Origin of the sequence: Microbacterium sp. 5K110 (assembly GCF_005774735.1) — a bacterium.
GTDB lineage: Bacteria > Actinomycetota > Actinomycetes > Actinomycetales > Microbacteriaceae > Microbacterium.
On sequence record NZ_VBUM01000022.1, the window covers coordinates 1 to 19,172 of the forward strand.

Annotated in this window: 22 protein-coding genes; 9 read left to right on the plus strand and 13 right to left on the minus strand. The window is 71.0% G+C overall.

Features of this window, described 5'->3' with window-relative positions; all coding sequences use genetic code 11:
• Positions 1 to 3: 3 nt before the first annotated feature.
• Complete coding sequence (gene tadA / locus FE256_RS07210) at positions 4 to 438, plus strand: tRNA adenosine(34) deaminase TadA (RefSeq protein ID WP_138174282.1); 435 nt, start codon at positions 4 to 6, stop codon at positions 436 to 438.
• Positions 439 to 442: 4 nt separating this feature from the next.
• On the opposite strand, the gene FE256_RS07215 is transcribed toward tadA, so the two are convergent.
• Positions 443 to 1,372 (minus strand): LLM class F420-dependent oxidoreductase, encoded by a 930-nt coding sequence (locus FE256_RS07215; protein WP_138174206.1) that lies wholly within the window; start codon positions 1,370 to 1,372, stop codon positions 443 to 445.
• Positions 1,373 to 1,382: 10 nt separating this feature from the next.
• Positions 1,383 to 2,495: an alpha/beta fold hydrolase gene (locus tag FE256_RS07220; protein WP_138174208.1), complete on the minus strand. Its 1,113-nt coding sequence runs from the start codon at positions 2,493 to 2,495 to the stop codon at positions 1,383 to 1,385.
• Positions 2,496 to 2,594: 99 nt separating this feature from the next.
• On the opposite strand from FE256_RS07220, the gene proC reads away from it, so the two are divergent.
• Positions 2,595 to 3,440: a pyrroline-5-carboxylate reductase gene (gene proC / locus FE256_RS07225; RefSeq protein ID WP_138174210.1), complete on the plus strand. Its 846-nt coding sequence runs from the start codon at positions 2,595 to 2,597 to the stop codon at positions 3,438 to 3,440.
• Positions 3,441 to 3,586: 146 nt separating this feature from the next.
• Here proC and FE256_RS07230 read toward each other — a convergent pair whose 3' ends face one another.
• Both FE256_RS07230 and FE256_RS07235 read right to left on the minus strand, forming a co-directional pair.
• On the minus strand, positions 3,587 to 4,258 hold the full coding sequence (locus FE256_RS07230; RefSeq protein ID WP_138174212.1) for a potassium channel family protein: 672 nt from the start codon (positions 4,256 to 4,258) through the stop codon (positions 3,587 to 3,589).
• On the minus strand, positions 4,251 to 5,666 hold the full coding sequence (locus tag FE256_RS07235) for a TrkH family potassium uptake protein (RefSeq protein WP_171024249.1): 1,416 nt from the start codon (positions 5,664 to 5,666) through the stop codon (positions 4,251 to 4,253). Before FE256_RS07235 ends, FE256_RS07230 begins: the two co-directional genes overlap by 8 nt.
• A gap of 95 nt (positions 5,667 to 5,761) precedes the next feature.
• Here FE256_RS07235 and FE256_RS07240 point away from each other — a divergent pair, with 95 nt between their 5' ends.
• The 6 genes from FE256_RS07240 (at position 5,762) to FE256_RS07265 (ending at position 7,658) form a co-directional block, all read left to right on the plus strand.
• Positions 5,762 to 6,157, plus strand: a complete 396-nt coding sequence (locus tag FE256_RS07240; protein ID WP_138174216.1) for an ArsR/SmtB family transcription factor — start codon at positions 5,762 to 5,764, stop codon at positions 6,155 to 6,157.
• A gap of 140 nt (positions 6,158 to 6,297) precedes the next feature.
• On the plus strand, positions 6,298 to 6,489 hold the full coding sequence (locus FE256_RS07245) for a helix-turn-helix domain-containing protein (RefSeq protein WP_056224003.1): 192 nt from the start codon (positions 6,298 to 6,300) through the stop codon (positions 6,487 to 6,489).
• 83 nt (positions 6,490 to 6,572) lie between these two features.
• Complete coding sequence (locus FE256_RS07250; RefSeq protein WP_003792170.1) at positions 6,573 to 6,671, plus strand: 30S ribosomal protein bS22; 99 nt, start codon at positions 6,573 to 6,575, stop codon at positions 6,669 to 6,671.
• Between the two features lie 84 nt (positions 6,672 to 6,755).
• Positions 6,756 to 7,049 carry a rhodanese-like domain-containing protein gene (locus FE256_RS07255; protein WP_138174218.1) on the plus strand — a complete coding sequence of 98 codons (294 nt, stop codon included), beginning with the start codon at positions 6,756 to 6,758 and terminating at the stop codon, positions 7,047 to 7,049.
• A gap of 31 nt (positions 7,050 to 7,080) precedes the next feature.
• Positions 7,081 to 7,359, plus strand: coding sequence for a glutaredoxin family protein (locus FE256_RS07260; RefSeq protein WP_138174220.1), 279 nt, complete (start codon positions 7,081 to 7,083; stop codon positions 7,357 to 7,359).
• Entirely contained in the window at positions 7,356 to 7,658 is a 303-nt protein-coding gene (locus FE256_RS07265) for a Dabb family protein (RefSeq protein WP_138174222.1), read from the plus strand. The genes FE256_RS07260 and FE256_RS07265 overlap by 4 nt, the downstream gene beginning before the upstream one ends.
• Positions 7,659 to 7,667: 9 nt before the next feature.
• Here the strand turns inward: FE256_RS07265 and FE256_RS07270 are convergent, their stop codons facing one another.
• From FE256_RS07270 to FE256_RS07290, 5 genes are all read right to left on the minus strand, one after another.
• On the minus strand, positions 7,668 to 8,726 hold the full coding sequence (locus tag FE256_RS07270; RefSeq protein WP_138174224.1) for an ABC transporter ATP-binding protein: 1,059 nt from the start codon (positions 8,724 to 8,726) through the stop codon (positions 7,668 to 7,670).
• Positions 8,727 to 8,798: 72 nt separating this feature from the next.
• Positions 8,799 to 10,139, minus strand: coding sequence for an aspartate--tRNA(Asn) ligase (aspS, locus tag FE256_RS07275; RefSeq protein ID WP_138174226.1), 1,341 nt, complete (start codon positions 10,137 to 10,139; stop codon positions 8,799 to 8,801).
• A 41-nt stretch (positions 10,140 to 10,180) separates the two neighbouring features.
• Positions 10,181 to 11,062 carry a carbohydrate ABC transporter permease gene (locus FE256_RS07280; protein WP_138174228.1) on the minus strand — a complete coding sequence of 294 codons (882 nt, stop codon included), beginning with the start codon at positions 11,060 to 11,062 and terminating at the stop codon, positions 10,181 to 10,183.
• The gene (locus tag FE256_RS07285; RefSeq protein WP_138174230.1) at positions 11,059 to 12,006 is read right to left on the minus strand and encodes a carbohydrate ABC transporter permease; all 948 of its coding nucleotides are present in this window, start codon (positions 12,004 to 12,006) and stop codon (positions 11,059 to 11,061) included. The genes FE256_RS07280 and FE256_RS07285 overlap by 4 nt, the downstream gene beginning before the upstream one ends.
• Positions 12,003 to 13,238, minus strand: a complete 1,236-nt coding sequence (locus FE256_RS07290) for a sugar ABC transporter substrate-binding protein (protein ID WP_138174232.1) — start codon at positions 13,236 to 13,238, stop codon at positions 12,003 to 12,005. The genes FE256_RS07285 and FE256_RS07290 overlap by 4 nt, the downstream gene beginning before the upstream one ends.
• A 180-nt stretch (positions 13,239 to 13,418) precedes the next feature.
• Here FE256_RS07290 and FE256_RS07295 point away from each other — a divergent pair, with 180 nt between their 5' ends.
• A complete protein-coding gene (locus FE256_RS07295) occupies positions 13,419 to 14,411 on the plus strand; it encodes a nucleoside hydrolase (RefSeq protein ID WP_138174234.1) in 993 nt (330 codons plus the stop codon).
• A 42-nt stretch (positions 14,412 to 14,453) separates the two neighbouring features.
• On the opposite strand, the gene FE256_RS07300 is transcribed toward FE256_RS07295, so the two are convergent.
• Genes FE256_RS07300 through FE256_RS07315 form a run of 4 tightly spaced genes read right to left on the minus strand, consistent with a single transcriptional unit; the run spans position 14,454 to position 19,123 of the window.
• On the minus strand, positions 14,454 to 15,821 hold the full coding sequence (locus tag FE256_RS07300) for an NtaA/DmoA family FMN-dependent monooxygenase (RefSeq protein WP_138174236.1): 1,368 nt from the start codon (positions 15,819 to 15,821) through the stop codon (positions 14,454 to 14,456).
• Entirely contained in the window at positions 15,814 to 17,109 is a 1,296-nt protein-coding gene (locus tag FE256_RS07305; protein WP_138174238.1) for an amidohydrolase family protein, read from the minus strand. Before FE256_RS07305 ends, FE256_RS07300 begins: the two co-directional genes overlap by 8 nt.
• Positions 17,106 to 18,362 carry an adenosylhomocysteinase gene (locus FE256_RS07310; RefSeq protein WP_171024248.1) on the minus strand — a complete coding sequence of 419 codons (1,257 nt, stop codon included), beginning with the start codon at positions 18,360 to 18,362 and terminating at the stop codon, positions 17,106 to 17,108. The genes FE256_RS07305 and FE256_RS07310 overlap by 4 nt, the downstream gene beginning before the upstream one ends.
• Positions 18,359 to 19,123 (minus strand): hypothetical protein, encoded by a 765-nt coding sequence (locus tag FE256_RS07315; protein ID WP_138174242.1) that lies wholly within the window; start codon positions 19,121 to 19,123, stop codon positions 18,359 to 18,361. Before FE256_RS07315 ends, FE256_RS07310 begins: the two co-directional genes overlap by 4 nt.
• Positions 19,124 to 19,172 lie beyond the last annotated feature (49 nt).

The following is a 19,172-nucleotide window of genomic DNA, read 5'->3' on the forward strand; positions in this document are numbered from 1 at the left end:
GCGATGCAGCGCGCGCTCGCGCTGGCGGGCGCGGCCGGAGCGCATGAGGACGTCCCCGTGGGCGCGGTGGTCCTCGATGCGGAGGGCCGTGTGATCGGCGAGGGGCGCAACCTGCGCGAGGTCACGGGTGACCCCACCGCCCACGCGGAGGTCGTCGCGATCCGCGCGGCGGCCGCGCAGCTCGGCTCGTGGCACCTCGCCGACTGCACGCTCGTGGTGACCCTGGAGCCCTGCGTCATGTGCGCGGGCGCGATTCTGCAGGCGCGAATCCCGCGGGTGGTGTTCGGATCGTGGGACGCCAAGGCGGGAGCCGCCGGCTCCCTCTACGACGTCCTGCGCGATCGGCGTCTGCCGCATCGCGTCGAGGTGGTCGGCGGTGTCGCCGAGGCTGCGGCATCCACCCTGTTGCGCGAGTTCTTCGAGGACCGTCGCGACTGACCGGTCAGCGGGGCAGGAGCGGCAGCAGGTCGGTGCCGATCTCGTCGGCGTGCTCGATGTCGCGCAGATCGAGCAGCTGGAAGTAGACGCGGTCGGCCCCCACCGCGCGCAAGCGCTCGACCTTCGCCGCGATCTCGTCGGCACTCCCGATGAGGTTGGCGCCGTTGTCGAATTGCGCGCGCGTCTGACCGATCGCCGCCGCCCGGCGCTCGAGGGCGCGATCGTCGGCGCCGAGGATCGTGGGCAGGGCGACCGAGAGCTTGAGCGTACCGGGGTCACGGCCGGCTTGTTCGCACGCGGCCCGCACGACCGCGAACTTCTCGGCGACGACGTCCTCCGAGACGAACCCGATGTTGTACTCGGTCGCGAAGCGCGCCGCGAGGGCCGGTGTCCGCCGCGGGCCGCCTCCGCCCACGATCACCGGGACGGGGGATTGCACGGGTTTCGGCAGGGCGGGCGCGGCATCCAGTCGGTAGTGCGCGCCGTCGAAGGTGAATGTCTCTCCGGCGGGCGTCGACCACAAGCCGGTGACGACCGCCAACTGCTCCTCGAGCAGGTCGAAGCGCCGGGCGGGGAAGGGGATGCCGTACGCGGCATGCTCTCGCTCGAACCACCCCGTGCCCAGACCCAGCTCGACACGTCCGCCCGACATCGCGTCGACCTGGGCGACCTGGATGGCGAGGATGCCGGGCACGCGGTAGGTCACGGACGACACCAGGGTGCCCAGGCGTATGCGGGACGTCTCGCGGGCGAGGCCGGCGAGCGTCGTCCACGCGTCGGTCGGGCCGGGGAGCGGATCGCCCTCGCCCATCCGCAGATAGTGGTCGGAGCGGAAGAACCCGTCCAGCCCGTGGGTCTCGGCCGAACGTGCGAACGCCAGCTGATCGTCGTACGAGAAGCCCTGCTGGGGCTCCGTGAACAGGCAGTATTCCACCGGAGACCCCTCAGTCGGCCGAACGCAGGATGATCGCCTCGGTCGGCGGAGCGGGGTCGGCCGGCCGTCCGACATAGCCGATGTGGGTCAGGAGCGCCTGCCGGAACTGCGCCGGGCGCTCCAGGTGCGGCGCGTGTCCCGCACCCTCCACGGTGATCTCGGTGACCTCGCCGCCGGCGGCGGCATACGCGTCGAGCACGTCGCGCGTCTGCGACACCATCGGCTGCGCCGGCGCGACATCGTCTCCCGGCCACCCCGGCACGATGCCGAGGGCACCCAGGTGGTTGAGGTCGTAGAACGAGGCGTCCGAGACGATGGCATCCGCCGTCCCGTGGATCCACAGGATCGGGGGCTTGGCCGGCAGATCGACGATGCCCGAGACGTCGAAGTGCTTCGGCGCCATCGTGTTGAGCACGCCGATGTTCCCGGCGGCGAAGCCCGGCCAGTTCGGCGACGCCACGGCATCCCCGGGGTAGTTCCCGCCGGCCGTCGAGGTCGTGAGCATGGACTCGACCCAGACGTCCTCGTGCGCACTCGTGTACCCCGGTGCGACGTACCCGGAGCGGAACACCGATCGCGGGGAGGTGGGGGCGGAGTCGGTGGTGTCGTGGTCGATGAGGCGCTGGACGAAGTCGGGGTTGGCGCCGCCGGCACCCGCGCCCGCGTCGTCATCGGTGAGTCGCGACCCGTCCCGGCGCGTGCCGCCGAAGCCGTACGGCGAGACGGGGGCCTGCAGGGTGAGCGAGAGGACGGGGTGATCCAGCGCGTACTGCATCACGACCCCACCGCCCATCGACCAGCCGACGAAGTGGGCGGACGGGATGCCGAGGGCCTCGAGCGTCGCGTGCACGTCGTCGCTGAAGTCGCGGACACCGCGGGTCGCGTCGATCGGGGTGTGCTCGGTTCCGCCGAAGCCGCGCAGGTCGATCGCGAGCACCCGCAGCTCGCTCGGGAGGTCCTGCATGATCTCCTGCCAGAACAGCGAGGAGGAGACATTGCCGTGCACGAAGACGACGGTCTGGTCGGCCGCGGTGCCGGGGTCGTCGCCCGTGCGTTCGAGCACGTTGACGCTCAGCCGGCCGGTGTCGACCAGGCGGGAGGTGATGCCGTCGAAGAGAGTCATGGGGTCCTCCGTGTCGCACGTGTCCGCACCGCTACGGACGCGTTCCGACTCTAACGCCCGCCCCTGCGCCCCGCACTCAGGCTTCGTAGACTGGCCCGCATGACGGATGCCACCTCCTCGCTGCCCCCGCTCGCCTTCCTCGGCGCCGGTTCCATGGGAGGGGCGATCCTGCGCGGTCTCGTCGCTGCCGGCCTCACCGGCGGGGGAGTGACCGCGACCAATCGGTCCATCGCCAAGGCCTCCGAGCTGGCCGGGCTCGAGGGCGTCACGAGCGTGGCGCTCGAGGCCAACCCCGACGGGAACACCGCCGCCGCGGCATCCGCCGACATCGTCCTCATCGGCGTCAAGCCCGCCATGGTGCCCGATCTGCTCGACGAGATCGCCCCGCATCTGCGACCCGGCGCGGTCGTGGTGAGCCTCGCCGCGGGTGTCACGCTCGAGACGTTCGCGCGGCACCTCGGCGACGGGGTCGCCACGCTCCGCTCGATGCCGAACACCCCGTCCCTCGTCGGGAAGGGGGTCACGGGGCTCGCCGCCGGACCCGCCGCCACGGCCGAGGACGTCGCGGTCGTGCGGTCGCTCTTCGAGACCGTCGGCCACGTCGTGGAGGTCCCCGAGTCGCAGATCGACGCGCTGTCGACGATCTCGGGATCGGGTCCGGCGTACGTGTTCCTGCTCGTGGAGGAATTCACCAAAGCCGCCGTGCGCATGGGCTTCGACGACGCCGCCGCGCGCCTGCTGGCCGAGCAGACCTTCATCGGGGCTGCGGCGCTGCTGGCGGCGTCCGACGTCGACCCGGCCGAACTGCGCCGCCGCGTCACGAGCCCCAAGGGCACGACCGAGCGCGCGGTCGCGGTGCTGCAGCACGCGCGCCTCGACGACACGTTCGCCGACGCCGCCGAGGCCGCGCTGGCGCGCGCGAAAGAGCTCGCCGCCGGAGCCTGACATGCGCCTGCGGTTCGAGGGGACGATCTGATACTGGCGCGGGCCGGCGCGTTCTTCCGCGAGAAACGCATGCTGCACCGAGACACGCTTTCGGCGAGCGTTTCTCAGTGCAGGAAGCGTTTATCGCTCGGGCTGGGCAATGACGGCTAGCGGTCCAGTGCGGCGAACCGCTCGATGTCGCTGTTGGTGCCCGACACGATGATGAGGTCGTGGTTGGTGACGACGGTGTTCGCCTCCGCGTAGCGGAATGCCCGGCCGGGGCTCTTCACGCCCACGACGGTCACGTTGTACTTCGTCCGCACGCCGGATTCGTTCAGACCGACTCCGCGCACGAGCTTGGGCGGGTACATCTTGGCCAGCACGAAGTCGTCGTCGAAGCGGATGAAGTCGAGCATGCGGCCGCTGACGAGGTGCGCGACGCGCTCGCCGGCCTCGGCCTCGGGGTAGATGACGTGGTTCGCGCCGACGCGGGCGAGGATTTTGCCGTGCGATTGCGAGACCGCCTTCGCCCAGATCTGCGGCACCTTCAGGTCGACGAGGTTGGCGGTGATGAGGACCGAGGCCTCGATGAGAGAGCCCACCGCGACGACCGCCACTTGGAAGTCCTGCGCCCCGATCTGCCGGAGGGCGTCGATGTTGCGCGCGTCGGCCTGGACCGCGTGCGTCACGCGCTCCGACCACTTCTGCACGAGGTCGAGGTTGCCGTCGACGGCGAGCACCTCTCGGTCGAGGCGGTCGAGCTCGCCGGCGCACGCCGCGCCGAAGCGCCCGAGACCGATGACGAGGACGGGCGCGTCGCTGCGGATCCGTTCAACCAACGATGGGCCTTTCGACGGGCAGCGCGTACAGCTGCGAACGGGAGGATGCCGCGACGGCCGCGGCGAGTGTCACAGTACCAATGCGCCCCATGAACATCGTGACCGCGAGCACGTAGACGGCCGGATCGGGGAGCTCGGCGGTCAGGCCGGTCGACAGGCCCACCGTGGCGAAGCCGGAGATGACATCGAACAGCACGTATTCGATCGGGGCATCCGTGATCCGGCTGATGATCACCGTCGACAGCGCCACGATCGTGGCGCCCCACGCGACGACCGACAGGGCCACTCGCTGCACATCGCTGGGGATGCGGCGGCCGAACGCCTGCACCGACGGGCGGCCCTTGGCCTCGGACCACACCGCGAGGGCCAGCACGGCAAGGGTCGTGACCTTGATGCCGCCGGCGGTGGATGCCGAGCCCCCGCCGACGAACATGAGCATCGAGCCCACGACGAGGGTCGCGCCGTTGAGGTCGCCGACGTTCACCACCGAGAAACCGCCCGAACGCGTCATGGCCGAGAGGAAGAAGGCTTGGAACGTGGTGTCCCACGCGTCCATGCTCCCGAAGGTGAGGGGGTTGTCGTATTCCAGCAGCAGAATGACCCCGGCGCCGGCGAAGAACAGGACGACGGTCGTGATGATCGTCAGCTTCGCGTGCAGCGACCACAACCGGAACCGCCACCAGTGCCGCCACAGCGTGAAGATCACGGGGAAGCCGATCGACCCGAGGAAGACGCCGATCATGAGCACGGTCAGCAGGAAGTAGTCCTGCGCGAAAGGGGCGAGACCTTCGGCGTTGGGCACGAAGCCGGTGTTCGTGAAGGACATCGCCGCGTAGTACGGCGCCTCCCACAGCGCCACGAGCGGGTCGATCCCCCCGATGACGAGCGACGGGTAGATGAGGACGGCGAGACCGGCTTCGATCACCAGGGTCGACAGCGCGACGGTGCGCAGCAGCTGACCCACTTCGCCCAGGCGGATGGTCTGCCCCTCGTTGACCGGGCCGCCGTGCGCGCGCAGAGGATTGCTGTCGCCGGCGGCGATGAGCTTGGCGCGCAGTCCCAGGCGCTTGGAGATGACCAGGCCGAGGATCGACGCCAGGGTGAGCACGCCGAGGGCCCCGACGTTGACGCCGACGTACGTGATCACGCGGCCCAGCGGAGACCAGTCGCTGTACATGTTGACCGTCGACAGGCCCGTGACGCAGATCGTGGACACCGCCGTGAACAGCGCATCCGCGAGCGGCGCGCGCCGGCCGTCGGCAGACGCGGCGGGGAGGGAGAAGAGCGCGGTGAACAGCAGGATCAGGATGACGAAGACCAGCACCGCGAAACGCGCCGGCGAGGCGGTGGTCAAATCGCGCAGTCCGTCCCATGCGCGGAACGCGATGCGGCGTACCCGCACCGACATACGCACCTCGTCGGGCGTCGCCGCCATGCGTGACTCCCTTCGCGGCCGGAACCAGGATCATGGTACTCGGGCGGGCTCGCGGCTAACCTAATGCCATGGCGGACATCTTCGACGTGATCGCTGACGGCACGCGTCGCGACATCCTTCAGCTGCTCCTGGATCGGGCGACGGGCGGCGAGCGGGGCACGAGTGTCTCGCAGATCGTCCACGCGCTGGGGGTGAGCCAGCCGACCGTGTCGAAGCACTTGAAGGTGCTGCGCGAGGCCGAGCTGGTCTCGGTCCGCGAGGAGGGGCAGCACCGCTTTTACAGCCTCGCCGTCGCCCCGCTCGACGAGGTCGACGACTGGCTCGTTCCGTTCTTCTCGGTCGACGTCGAGAACGAACCCGCTCTGCCCGAGTCGGCGGTTCATGCCGCCGAGGTCGTGGGGCGTGCCGCCGCCTCGGTCAAGCACTCGGTCGCCTCCGCGTTCCGCAAGCTACCGGGGCGCTGAGCCGGGCCCGGAGCCGCGGGAACGCGGCATCCGCATCTCACATCCGTCACAGAAGCCCCATAGGTTTACAGCCGTCGCGGGCAGACCCTAGAGTGTCTCCCACATCAGAGGGTGAAGGTCACCCGTGCGGAGGGTGATCGATGGCAGAGCTGCCCGACGTGCGTTTCCTGACGGTCGCCGAGGTCGCCGAACTGATGCGGGTCTCGAAGATGACCGTCTACCGTCTCGTGCACGCCGGAGAACTGCCGGCCGTCCGGTTCGGACGCAGTTATCGGGTGCCGGAATCGGCGGTCGCGGAAGCTGTGCAGCGTCCGGTGTCCGACGTCGGCTAGACTGATCCGAGGCCTTTTTACAACGCCTGCCCGTTCCCGGGAGCCGACATCGGCACCCAGACCCCGACTTAGTGAGGTTTTCCGTGGGTTCTGTCATCAAGAAGCGCCGTAAGCGCATGGCGAAGAAGAAGCACCGCAAGCTGCTTCGCAAGACTCGTCACCAGCGTCGCAACAAGAAGTAACGCGACCACCACACCGAGCGCCTGTCACCCGACGGGCGCTTCGTGTATCCGGCCTCCGTCCACTCCGTCCTTTCGAGGAGCATCATGCAGTCCATCTCGGTCCACGACCTGCACGCCGGACGCGACCGTCCGCTCGTCGACGTGCGCGAGGTCGACGAGTTCACCGCCGGGCACGTCCCGGGTGCCGTGAACCTGCCGATGTCGAGCATCGGTGAGAACCTGCACCTGCTCCCCGAGGGGCCTTTCGACGTCATCTGCCAGGCCGGTGGCCGCTCGGCACGCGTCGTCGAGGCACTGTCGGCCCGCGGCCACGACGCCACGAACGTCGAGGGCGGCACCGGCGAGTGGATCGCCTCCGGGTACGACGTCGAGTCCTGACACCTCGACGCGTCCTCCTAGGATGGGTGGAGTGACCACCCTCACGCTGATCGGCAAGCCCGACTGTCATCTCTGCGACGTCGCGGAGCAGATCGTCGAGACCGTCGTGGGCGAACTCCCGACCGCCGTCGCCGATCGCGTGATCGTCGAGCAGGCATCGATCGCCGACGACGCCACGCTGTTCGAGCGGTGGTGGGAGAAGATCCCCGTCGTCCTCATCGACGGAGAATTGCACGCGCACTGGCGCGTGTCCGCCGATCGTCTGCGTGCCGCGCTCCTCGCGGCCGATACCGAAGGAGCCTCCGCGTGAGCATCCGACACATCGTCCTGTGGAAGCTCGCGGCCGACGACGCCGACACGCGTGCGCTGCACGCAGAGCAGGTCGAAGAGCGCCTGCTGTCGCTGCGCGCCGAGATCCCCGAGATCCTGCACCTCGAGGTGGGACGGAACGTCGCCTACCCGCAGACGAACTGGGACATCGTGCTGGTCAGTGAGTTCGCCGACGTCGAGGCGCTCGAGCGCTACCAGGTGCATCCCGCGCACCAGGAGGCGGGCGTCTTCATCCGTTCGGTCGTCGCCGACCGCGCGGCCATCGACTTCCCCGGGTGATCTCCGAGCTCAGCTGAGCGGACGCGTCGCCACCGGCACCGGTGCGAGGGCGATCCGCACGTGAGCATGATCGTCCAAGCGGGCCCCGGCCGCGTGATCGACGTGGACGAGGCTCCCGTCGCTCGTGCGCACGCGTGACCGCCGCACGTTACCCAGGAAAGTGCTCTCCTCGACGACGGCATCCATCCCGGGGGCGTCCGCGGCCACGAGGACGACGTTCTCCGGACGCACGACGACCTCGCAGTGTCCGTCGTGTGCCGACTCGGCGAGGGGGACGTGCTGCCCCCAGACGTCGACGACGGATCCCTCGACGATGCCCGGGACCGTGCTGACGGGGCCGAGCACGGCCGCGACCGCCGGTTCTCCGGCGCGGGCGTACACCTTCTCGGGCGTGCCGTCGGCGGCGATGCGCCCCCGATGCAGGACGATCACTCGGTCGGCGACCGCGATCGCCTCGGCGGTGTCGCGCGTGATCCAGATCGTGGTGGTCCCGCGTCGGCGCAGCTCGCGCACGAGTGCGTCGCGCAGACGTTCGCGCCCGGATGTGTGCAGCGCGCTGAGCGCGTCGTCGAGCACGAGCGCCTCGGGGTCGGTCGCGAGGGCGCGCGCGAGCGCCCACCGCTGGCGGTCGCCGCGCGAGAGACGGCGCACCGGCGCGTCCGGCGCGGACAGGCCCACGAGCGCGAGGAGGCGATCCGCCTCGTCGCGGGCGCTCGGCTGGCGTCGACGGGCGCGGGCGAGCACGGCCTCGCGCACCCGTCCGAAGCGGGGAGCGGCGTCGTCGAACACCCCGGCGATCCTCGGGGCGTCGGGGCGGGCGCGTCCGTCGATGCGGACTTCCCCGCCGTCGGGCCGTTCGAGCCCGGCGATGATCCGCGCGAGGGTCGTCGCGCCGCAGCCGGACTCGCCCACGACGGCGAGGATGCCACCGGCGGCCACATCGAGATGGATGCCGTCCAGCACGCGTCGGCCGGCGCGCATCCGCCCCACATCCGCGAGGCGGATGCTCCGACCCGCACCGGAGGAGCCGTCCGCGGGGACGGTCAACGCGGCGCTGTCGACGACCATGACGACACGTTAGGCGTCACGGGTGGACCGACCCGGCCCGGCGAGTGAACCTCGGGAGTCGGGCGGGCGAACTCAGGGGGCCAGGCGTGTGGGGCCGCGGAACAGGTACGTGACCTCGCGGATCGACGACTCACCGAGCAGCAGCATCAGCACGCGCGCGAGGCCCATGCCGAACCCGCCGTGGGGAGGGGCGCCGAAGCGGAAGAAGTCGAGGTAGAAGTCGAGGTGCTCGGGGTCGAGCCCCTTCTCTTTCGCCTGCTCCACGAGCACATCGACGCGGTGCTCGCGCTGGGCACCGGTGGTGATCTCGACGCCGTTGAACAGCAGGTCGTACGACTTGGTCAGCCCGGTCTCGGCGTCGCGCATGTGGTAGAACGCGCGGATCTCGGGGTGGTAGTCGGTGACGAAGACGAACTGGTGGCCGAAGGCCTCGCGCACGTGCGCCGCGATCTGACGCTCGCCCTCGGGGTCGAGGTCGCCGTCGGTGCGGGGGATCTCGTACCCGCGGGCGGCCACGATCTCGCGCGCCTCGGCGAGCGGGATGCGCGGGAAGGGCAGGCTCGGCACCTCGACCTCGACGTCGAACAGCTCTCGGATCTCGTCGCCGTGCTTGTCCTTGACCGCCCGGATGGCCGTCTGCAGCAGTTCCTCCTGCATGCGCGCGACGTCCTCGTGCGAGTCGATCCAGCTGATCTCGGCGTCGATCGAGGTGAACTCGGTCGCGTGACGGCTGGTGAACGAGGGGTCGGCGCGGAAGGCGGGGGCGATCTCGAAGATCTTGCCGAAACCGGCGACCTGCGCCATCTGCTTGAAGAACTGCGGGCTCTGCGCGAGGTAGGCCGTCTTGTCTTCGAAGTAGGGGACCTCGAACAGCTCGGCGTTGGACTCCGACGGGGATGCCATGAGCTTGGGGGAGTGGATCTCGATGTAGTCGCGCTCGACCCAGTACGTGCGCATGGCGTGCTCGAGGGTCGTCTGCACCCGGAAGATGAGGTTGTTGCGGCGCTGGCGGAGGTCCAGGAAGCGCCAGTCCATGCGCTTGTCCATTCCGCTGTCGGCGGCGATGGGCGTCTCGGGGTTGGCCGCGGCGGCGATGTCGAGTTCGCCGACCTTGATCTCGACGCCACCGAGCTTCACGCGCTCGTCGTGCTTGAGCTCACCGTGGACGGTGAGGAACGTGCCGTTCGCGAGGGCCCCGATGGTCTCGGTCAGAGCAAGGGCCGCGGCATCCTGCTCACCGGCGTCCTCGGCGGGACGCGTCGCCGGGTTCACGAGCTGCACCGCACCGGTCTCGTCGCGCAGTACGACGAACTGCACCTTCTTCTGATCGCGGACGGTCTCGACCCACCCCGACACCGAGACGGGGCCGGCGGGAAGGGATTTCAGCTGGTTGACCAGGACGCGTTCGCTCACGATCCCCCAGTCTACGTGCGGGCCGGGTGCCCTCCCGCGTCTCAGCGTCCGGCGCCGGCGGTCAGACCCGCCTTGACGTGCCGCTGCGCGGCGAGGATGACCACGAGCGCCGGGACGCTCGCGATGAGCGAGGCGGCCATGGTCGCGGCCCACGTGTTCAGGTTCGAGTTCGAGAGCGCGAAGATCAGCACCGACATCGGGTACATCTCGTTGCGGTTGACCAGCGTCAGTCCGAAGAGCAGGTCGCCCCAGCTGAAGAGGAACGCGAAGACGCCGGCGGTGACGATCGCATTGCGCGAGAGCGGCACGACGATGCGCCAGAGCGTCCCGAGGGGCCCGAGGCCGTCCACCGTGGCCGCCTCGATCACCTCGGTGTCCAGGCGCAGCATGAACGCCCGCATCACGATCACCGCGAACGGCACGCCCGCGGTGGAGTTCGCGAGGATGAGGCCGATGAACGTGTTGAGCAGGCCCCAGGAGTTGAACATCGCGTAGAACGACGTCGCCAGGACGACGCTGGGGATCATCTGCGCCAGCAGCAGCAGGATCAGAGCGAGACTCACCGCGCGCGAGCGCAAGCGGCTCAGGGCGTACGCGGCCGGGATCGCCACGAGGAGGGTGACCAGCACCGAGCCGAGCGACACGAGGATCGAGACGCGTAGCCCGCTGACCCCGGCGTCGTCGAGGGCCTTCTCGTAGCCACCGAGGCCGGGCGATGCGGGGATCCAGGCGGTGTCGGCGGAGTTCGCCGAGGGCTGCAGCGACGCCGAGACCATCCAATACACCGGGAAGAGGTAGACCGCGAGCACCACGACGGTCAGGAGCGTCCAGGTCCAGCCGCGACGGCGACGGCGCACGGCGGGCACCGGCTCGGACGGAGGGGCGGACACCGTCACGGGGGCGGAAGGCAGGGTCGCGGTCATTCGTCACGCTCCCGGCGCATCGACATCACGGTGTACACGATCGCGAACAGCACGCTGATGCCGAGCAGCAGCATCCCGTACGCTCCGCCGAGTCCGAACTCGAACTGCTGGAAGGCCTGCCGGTAGGACAGCAGACCGAGGGTGACCGTGCTGTTGGCGGGACCGCCGGCTGTGAGGACGAGGACGAGGTCGACGATCAGCAGGGTGTAGACCACGCTCATCACCACGAGCACGGAGACGACCGGCCAGATCGTGGGGAGCACGATCGCTGTGAGCCGCCGCCATGCCCCCGCGCCGTCGAGCTGTGCAGCCTCGAGCTGTTCCGCGGGTACCTGTTTGAGGGCGGCGCCGAGGATGGTCGCCCAGTACGGCAGGCTCGCCCACACGGCGACGACGATGACGGCCGGCAGGGCCGTGGCGGGGTTGGCCAGCCAGGCCTCGACCGGGATGCCGAGCGATCCGAGCACGTCGTTGATGGGCCCGTCGCCGGCCAGGAGCGACTTCCAGACGGTCGCCACGACGACCGCCGGGAGGAGCCACGGCAGGAGGATCAACGTCGGCAGCCACCGGCTGCCGGGGAAGGTGCGGGCGAAGAGGAGGGCGAGGAGGAGCCCGAGCACGAGCTCGATCACGACGGAGACGATCGTGATGGTCAACGTGTTCGCCAGTGCCCGGAAGGTCACCGGCTCGGCCAGGATCGCCTCGAAGTTGGCCGTCCCCACGAATGGGGCTCGCCCCGTGATGAAGGTGCCGGTGCGGAACTCCGTCGTGCTCATGAACACGCCGTACCCGAGCGGGAAGAGGAAGAAGACGACGAAGAACACCACCGCGGGGGCGAGGAAGGCCCACAGTTCCTGCCGCTGACGGGTCGCGAGAGAACGCCGGAACCGGCCGGGGGTACGAGCCCCCGACCGGCCGGTCGTCGTCAGCGTGTCCGCCGTCACTTGCCGCTGGCCTGCTCCAGCGCGGCCTGAGCCGTCTGCCCGCCGACCGTCGCACCCTGAATGGCGTCGACGTACTGCTGCTGCAGCTTGTTCCACTCGGTGCCGAGCTGCGCGGAGTTGTAGGCGCCGTCGACCGCGTCGACGAACGGAGCGGCTGCCGGGACCTTCTCGACGAAGGCCTTCTGCGCGCTCTGCAGCGCGGGGATGTACCCGCCCTGGGTCGCGGTCTCGATCTGGTTCTCCTCCGAAGCGCGGCACTTCACCAGCGCGGCGGCGGCGGCCTCCTTGTTCGCGTCCGCGTTGGCGGCGACGCCGTACGCGTAGCCGAGGAGGTTGACCTTCGGCGATTCACCGGCCTCCGCCGTGGGGAAGGGGAACGTGCCCCACTCGAACGGGATCGAGGTGTCGACGAGATTCCACGGGCCCGACACGGTCATGGCGGCGGCACCGGAGGTCCACTGGTCGATGGACTTCCAGCCCCAGTTGACGAATTCCGACGAGAGCGAGCCGTTCGCGACGAGGTTCTTGTAGAGGTCGACGGCCTCCACGGCACCGCTGCCGGTGGGGTCGGCAGGGTCGCCCCCGGCCGAGAGCAGGAAGGGCAGGAAGTAGGACGACGTGGAGCCGTCGCCGCCGATGCCGGGCAGGGCGATGCCCTTCTGCGCCGGGGTTGTCACTGCACCGGCGAGGGCGACCAACTCGTCGAACGTCTTCGGGGCGGTCTCGGCGACCCCCGCGGCGGCGAAGGCGGCCTTGTTGTAGAAGATCGCGTAGTCCTCGACCTGGACGGGGAGGCCGTAGAGCGTGCCGTCGTACCGGCCGAGGTCGGCGGCGCTGTCGGCGAGACCGTCGGTGGAGACGTCGTACTGGCCGAGATCGGCGAGCACCCCCTGCGAGGCGAGCTGGGGCAGCTGCGTGTCGGTGGAGAGGAGGGCCACGTCGGGCAGCGACTTCGCGCCCGCGGCCTGGAGCAGGCGGGTGGTGTAGTCACCGGACTGGGTCTGCACGTCGACGGTGATGCCGAGGTCGGCGGCGCAGGTCTCGAAGTACTTCTTCTGCAGCCCCTGGTAGGGCTCGAAGTCGATGTTGTTCCACACCGTGAGCTGCACGCCCTCGAAGCCGTCGGTCGCGGCGGGGGTCGTCTGCCCGCCGGAGCAGGCGGTGAGGGCGAGGGCGGCGGTGAGACCGACCGCCGGCAGAGCGGCGCGGCGCAGTCGCTGAGAGGAAGCCATGGTGTGTCCGTTTCCCGACGACGCCGGAGGCGCCGGTCGACCTGTGCTGTGTGGGACGCGGGTCGGGGCCGCCCGTGTCACTGATCACTTTGGGGTGTTCGCGTGACGAACAGGGAACGGGCATGTCACGTGATGTAACACCGCGCCGTGTCGTCGGTGCGGAACCGGCAGGGTGAGAGCATGGCATCCCTCTCTTCTCCTTCCGTCCGGCGCGTCCTCGTCGACACGGACACCGGCCTCGACGACGCGCACTCGCTGATGTACCTGCTGGCGCAGCCCGACGTCGAGATCGCGGCGATCACGACGATCTACGGCAACACCCCCGTGGAGGACTCCGCGCGCAACGTCCGGACGGTGCTGCGACTGGCCGGCCGAGAGGACATCCCGCTGCACCTGGGTGAGGCCGCGCCGATCGAGGGCGAGGCCTCGATCGCGGACTTCGTGCACGGCACCGACGGCCTCGGCGACCGTTTCGAACGCGCCGAGCTGCGCGTGGAGGACGAAAGCGCGGTGGATGCCATCGTGCGCATCGCCGCGGAGCACCCCGGCGAGGTCGATCTGCACCCGCTCGGACCCCTCACCAACATCGCCCGCGCGCTCGAGCGCGACCCAGACCTGTTCCTGAAGTACCGCTCGGTCGTCATCATGGGCGGAGCGGGCCCCTACCCGGCGCCCGGGGGAGCGACGCTGACGGATGCCAACACGGCCAACGACCGCCGGGCCGCCGAGATCGTGTTCGGCGCGCGCAACTCCGGCAACGTCGTGATGGTGGGCGTCAACGTCACCGCGACGGCGATCCTCGACGAGCACGTCCTCGCGGTGCTGCGCGGAACGGGCACCCCGTGGGCGACGTTCGCCGGCGAGGTCCTCGACGCGTACAACGACTTCTACCAGTACAAGTGGGGCCGCCGGATCTCGTCCGCTCACGACGGCCTGGCCACCGTGATCCTGCACCGGCCCGAGATCGTCACGGGCTGGATCGAAGGACCGGTGGACTACACGCCGTACGCCGACTCGCTGGCCACGCGCATCGCGCTGACCCACGACGGTCTGCCGCTCGCGTGGGGCACGCCCGAGGGCCCGACGGTGCGTGCGGTCACGGCGTTCGACGGCACCGAATTCCTGCGGCGGTTCGTGCACGCTCTGTCGACGGGACCCGCGCCGCGGGACTGATCCGACGGTCGGTGCCGCGGGGACCGCCCCGCGGCACCGGTCTCACCGGGCGCCGGAGCGCGCGGGGTGGTCGTCGCCGAGACGATCCCGTCGGTCGCTGCGCAGGCGCGAGCGGAACGTGCCGTCGGTGGGGAACCCGCCGTACAGGCCCCGCTCGCGGAGGGCGGGCACCAGCAGCTCGGCGAAGTCCTCGACCGAGGCCGGCGACAGGAACGGGTGCAGCAGGAAGCCGTCCACCCCGGATTCCTCCACGAACGCCCCGATCGCGTCCGCGACGGCATCCGGGGTTCCCAGGAACCGCTCGTCCGCGAACGCGGTGACCTTCGAGAACTGCCGGCGGACGTCCCCGGCGGTCAGCACGGGGGCGTCACCGCGGGTCTCCTTCGTCTGCGTCGCGTTCGTCGCGCGCTTGACCAGCGGCTCGTCGTCGGCGTACTGCGAGAAGTCGATGCCGCCCCACCCGGCGTAGGCGGCCAATTGCGCCTCCGAGGAGTAGTGCGCCTGCAGCGAGTCGATCTTCTCCTGCACGGCGATCGCGGTCGGAGCCACGATGAGGTTCATGCCGACCACCGCGCGGGTCTGCGAGGCATCCCGGCCTAGTTCCTCGGCTCGGCGACGGATGCCGGCGAGCCCCTCGCGCACGGCCACGGGGTCGGAGTCCCCGACGAAGATCAGCTCGGCGTGGCGTGCGGCGAACTCGCGGCCGCGGGGTGACCAGCCCGCCTGGATGATGACCGGGGTCCGTTGCGGCGACGGGGTCACGAGATGGGGGCCGGCCACGCGGAAGTACTCACCCACGTGGTCGATCCGGTGCACCTTCGCGGGGTCCGCGAACACTCCGGATGCCGTGTCGCCGACGAACGCGTCGTCGTCCCAGCTGCGCTCCCACAGGGCGTACGCGACGTCGAGGAACTCGTCGGCACGGTCGTACCGGCTGTCGTGCGCCACGACGTCGAGGCCGAAGTTGGCCGCGGCGCCCGGCAGGTAGGAGGTCACGACGTTCCAGCCGATGCGGCCGGCGGTGAGGTGGTCGAGGGTCGAGAAGCGGCGCGCGTGGGCGAAGGGGTGCTCGTACGTCGTCGACACGGTGGTGCCGAACGCGAGCCGGTCGGTCACGGCGGCGAGCGCGGGGATGTGCAGCATCGGGTCGAGGGCGGGGACCTCGACGCCGTGCCGCAGGGCGGTGTCGGCACCGCCCCGGTACGTGTCGTAGAGGCCCAGCACGTCGCCGAAGAAGAACAGATCCATGCCGGCGTCCTCGACGCGACGCGCCTGGTCGATCCAGTACCGCAACGACGTCGCCGAGAGCCGGTCGTCGGCGGGGTGCGTCCACAGGCTCGCCGCCGAGGAGCCGTTGCCGACGCAGGCCTGTTCGTACAGGCCGAACAGCAAGGGGCGGGGATCAGACATGTGCGGTGGTCCGTTCGTGATCGGAGGAGTTCGCCCAGCGGACGCGCCCGCCGATGAGGGTGAGGGAGGCCTCGGCGGGCCCGGCTTCGACGAGCTCGGCGAGGACGTCGCGCGGCGCGGAGGCCGAGACGGGGAAGACGGCGAGGTCGGCTCGGGTGCCGGCGCGGAGCACGCCGGTGTCCGCCAGCCCCAGGGCGTGGGCCCCTCCGGCGGTCGCGGCGGCGAACAGTCGGGCGTGCAGATCGTCCCCGTCGTACCCCTGGCTGCGGGCGATGCCGTACAGGGCGGCGACGTCATGCCACAGCGACAGGCTCGGCGACGACGACAGCGAGTCGGTGCCGACCGCGATCGCGTTGCCCTCGCGCAGGTACGCGGCCACGGGGGCCGGGTCGAGACCGATGACCGCGTTGGAGCGCGGGCACAGCGCCACGCTGCCCCCGCGTTCGCGCAGCAGGGCGCGGTCGTCCGTGTCGACGTAGATGCCGTGGGCGAGGTGCGTCGTCGGGGTCAACGCGCCGAGGCCGTCGAGATAACGGAGGACGCCGGTGCCGACGCCGCCGTCGCGGAGCAGGGCGAACTCGCCGCGGCCGTTCTGTCGCCACCGCTCGGCGAGGTCGCCGGTTCCGGTGCGCACGTACGCGTCCTCCCACGCCGACTCGGCGGCGTGGATGTGCTGCCGCACGCCCAGCTCGCCGGCGAGCCGCGCGAGATCGCGGATGACACTCGTGTCGAGCGAGTAGATCGCGTGCGGGGACAGGCCGACGGCGGGGTGCGGAGGGAGCGCCGCGAGCTCGGCGCGGACGATGCTCTCGCCGCCCTCGGCCCACGCCCGATCGGTCCAGCCGAGGACCTCCCAGAACGCGATGCCGTGGAGGCCGGCGTCGTGCACCGCCGACCCGGCCTCGGCGTCGGTGACGATCTCGGCGACCGCGGTCGTGCCCGCGCGCACGCACAGCGCGGCCCCCGCCGCCGCCGACGCGCTCCAGTCGCGGGGGAGGGGGTACAGCTCCATGAAGGCGCTCATCCACGCCTCGAAGCCGCCGTGCTCGGCCTGACCGACCGCGGCCATGTCGCTGTACTGCAAGTGGGTGTGGGCGTTCACGAGTCCCGGGGTCAGCGCGCCGTCCCACTCGTGCACCTCGGCATCCGTGCCCGCGAGGGAGGCGAGGACCTCGTCGGTCGGGCCGACCGCGAGGATCCGGTCGCCCGTGACCGCGACGGCGCCGTCGGACAGCGGGGCGGAGCCCGCGGAAAGGACGACCGGCGCGCGGTGGACGACGACCGTCATTCTTCGTCCGCCTCGGGGTTCCAGGCGGCGAGGAACGCCTGCTGCGCCGCGGACGGGGTGTCCAGCGTCCCGCCGAACGAGGCCAGGGCGATCGCGGCGACCTCGTCGTCGGCCGCGCGGGGCAGCTCGTGGACGCCGGCGGCGAGATCGCGGGACGTCAGCACGTGGGCGACCGAGGCCAACTGCACGCCGAACGAGAGGTCCATGATCTCGACCGGGTTGCCCTCGGCGGCGCTGACGTTGAGGCAATTGCCGTCGTCGAGCACCCGCACCTCGCCCCCGCTCGGCATCCGGAGCACCGAGACGGCACCGTCGCGGGTGATCTCGACCGCACCGGCCGCGTGCGCCGCGTCGAGCGCGATCTCCTGACCGACACCGCCGCCGACGGCGACCACCGCGCCGCTGCGCAGGGCGTCGAGGTGGGCGACATCGATCGTGTGCCGGATACCGGTGGCCGAGATGACGATGTCGGCGTGCCGCACGGCCTCGGCGAGGGTCTGCACCCGGAACCCGGCGAAAGCGGCCTGGAGGGCCGCGACCGGGTCGGTCTCGGTCACGACGACGCGCGCTCCGAGCGCGGCGGCGTGCTGGGCGATGCCGGTTCCGACGCGGCCGAAGCCGACGACGACGACTGTCGCCCCGCGGAACGAGCGGTCGGCGACATCGGCCACGGCGAACACGACCGACTGTCCGGTGCCGTGCATGTTGTCGAACAGCGACTTGGAGCGGGCGTCGTTGGCGGCGACGACCGGGATGCGCAGGGCGCCGGCCGCCTCCATGCGCCGCAGGGGCCGCACGCCCGACGTGGTCTGCTCGGTCGCCCCGCGCATCCGGTCGACGACGTCGGGGCGCTCGAGGTGGGCGAGGCGGATCGTGGACGCTCCGTCGTCGACGATCACCTCGGGTCGGTGATCGATCAACGCCAGGGCGTTCGCGCGGTCCTCGGCGTGGTCGGCGCTCGCGCGGGCGTAGACGGGGATGCCGGCGTGGTCCAGCGCCGCGGCGACGGCGTCGTCGGTGTTGCGTCCCGCGGACGTGACGGTCACTTCGGCGCCCGCCTCGGCCAGCGCGAGCGCGATCGTGGCCGTCTTCGGCTCGAGGACGTCGGAGACGCCGATGCGTACTCCCGCGACGGTGCCCTCGCGGCTCAGTCGTGCCGCGAGCGCCGTGGTGACCGGCATGTGCGCGCGGGCCCACTCGATCCGATCGAGGCCCGAGCGCCACAGGCTCGCGTCGGCGATCCGGCCGCTCACGGGGTCACCGCCGCCGCGAACACGCCGCGGCCGTCGTCGGGGCCGCCGTCCACGAGCAACGCGGCCAGCAGCGCGTCGGCGAGGTGCCACTGCGCCGCCGTGGGCGGCTCCGCCGCGGTGGGGAGGGGTGAGGGCATCTCCACGAGCGCTCCCTTCGGGGTCGTGCGCACGTGCGCGCGCGGTGAGGGCCAGGCCGTGGCATCCATCGGTCGGGGGGAAGCGTCGGCGACGAGGCCGTCCACGTCCGTGGCCGTCACGGCGTCGTGACCGACACCGGTCAGGAGCGTCACGTGCACCGTGGCTGCTTCGGGGGCCGCGACGGACTCGACGCGCACGCCGTCCAGCGCCGCCGCGAGCCGCTCGACCGGGTCGTCGCTGGCGCGGACCACCGCGGCGCCCAGCCGGCGCAGCACCGTCGTCAGCGCTGCCGCCACGCGGCCGTCGCCGACGATGCGCACGGTGCTGCCGGCGAGGGTGAGATTCGTTCGGGCGGAGAGGGCGAGGACGACCTGCTCGGCGCGCACGTGCGCGTACAGGAGGCCGAACACCCGTGACTCCAGCGGGTCCGGCGCCGCCGGGTCATGGACCACGTCGATGCGCTCCGCGTCGCGGAGAGCCGCACGGATCGCGGGCGGAAGGTCGGGCAGTGGGCCGCCGTACGCGACGGCGGCGGGTGCGGCGGACCGCGCGTCCCGGATCCGCGAGGAGATCGGGAACGCGCCGTCGAGCCCGGCGGGCAGAGCGGACGAGGAGGACGACACGGCTCGAACGTAGGGCGCGAAGGCGCCCCGGCGCCAATTCGTGACGCCG

Excerpts from the sequence above, each read along its gene's own strand:
- FE256_RS07220 (WP_138174208.1), bottom strand. The coding sequence starts at position 2,495 with ATGACTCTCTTCGACGGCATCACCTCCCGCCTGGTCGACACCGGCCGG.
- FE256_RS07270 (WP_138174224.1), bottom strand. The coding sequence starts at position 8,726 with ATGGTCGTCGACAGCGCCGCGTTGACCGTCCCCGCGGACGGCTCCTCC.
- FE256_RS07255 (WP_138174218.1), top strand. The coding sequence starts at position 6,756 with ATGCAGTCCATCTCGGTCCACGACCTGCACGCCGGACGCGACCGTCCG.
- FE256_RS07235 (WP_171024249.1), bottom strand. The coding sequence starts at position 5,666 with ATGTCGGTGCGGGTACGCCGCATCGCGTTCCGCGCATGGGACGGACTG.
- tadA (WP_138174282.1), top strand. The coding sequence starts at position 4 with ATGCAGCGCGCGCTCGCGCTGGCGGGCGCGGCCGGAGCGCATGAGGAC.
- FE256_RS07280 (WP_138174228.1), bottom strand. The coding sequence starts at position 11,062 with ATGACCGCGACCCTGCCTTCCGCCCCCGTGACGGTGTCCGCCCCTCCG.
- FE256_RS07240 (WP_138174216.1), top strand. The coding sequence starts at position 5,762 with ATGGCGGACATCTTCGACGTGATCGCTGACGGCACGCGTCGCGACATC.
- proC (WP_138174210.1), top strand. The coding sequence starts at position 2,595 with ATGACGGATGCCACCTCCTCGCTGCCCCCGCTCGCCTTCCTCGGCGCC.
- FE256_RS07300 (WP_138174236.1), bottom strand. The coding sequence starts at position 15,821 with ATGTCTGATCCCCGCCCCTTGCTGTTCGGCCTGTACGAACAGGCCTGC.
- FE256_RS07295 (WP_138174234.1), top strand. The coding sequence starts at position 13,419 with ATGGCATCCCTCTCTTCTCCTTCCGTCCGGCGCGTCCTCGTCGACACG.
- FE256_RS07290 (WP_138174232.1), bottom strand. The coding sequence starts at position 13,238 with ATGGCTTCCTCTCAGCGACTGCGCCGCGCCGCTCTGCCGGCGGTCGGT.
- FE256_RS07245 (WP_056224003.1), top strand. The coding sequence starts at position 6,298 with ATGGCAGAGCTGCCCGACGTGCGTTTCCTGACGGTCGCCGAGGTCGCC.
- FE256_RS07305 (WP_138174238.1), bottom strand. The coding sequence starts at position 17,109 with ATGACGGTCGTCGTCCACCGCGCGCCGGTCGTCCTTTCCGCGGGCTCC.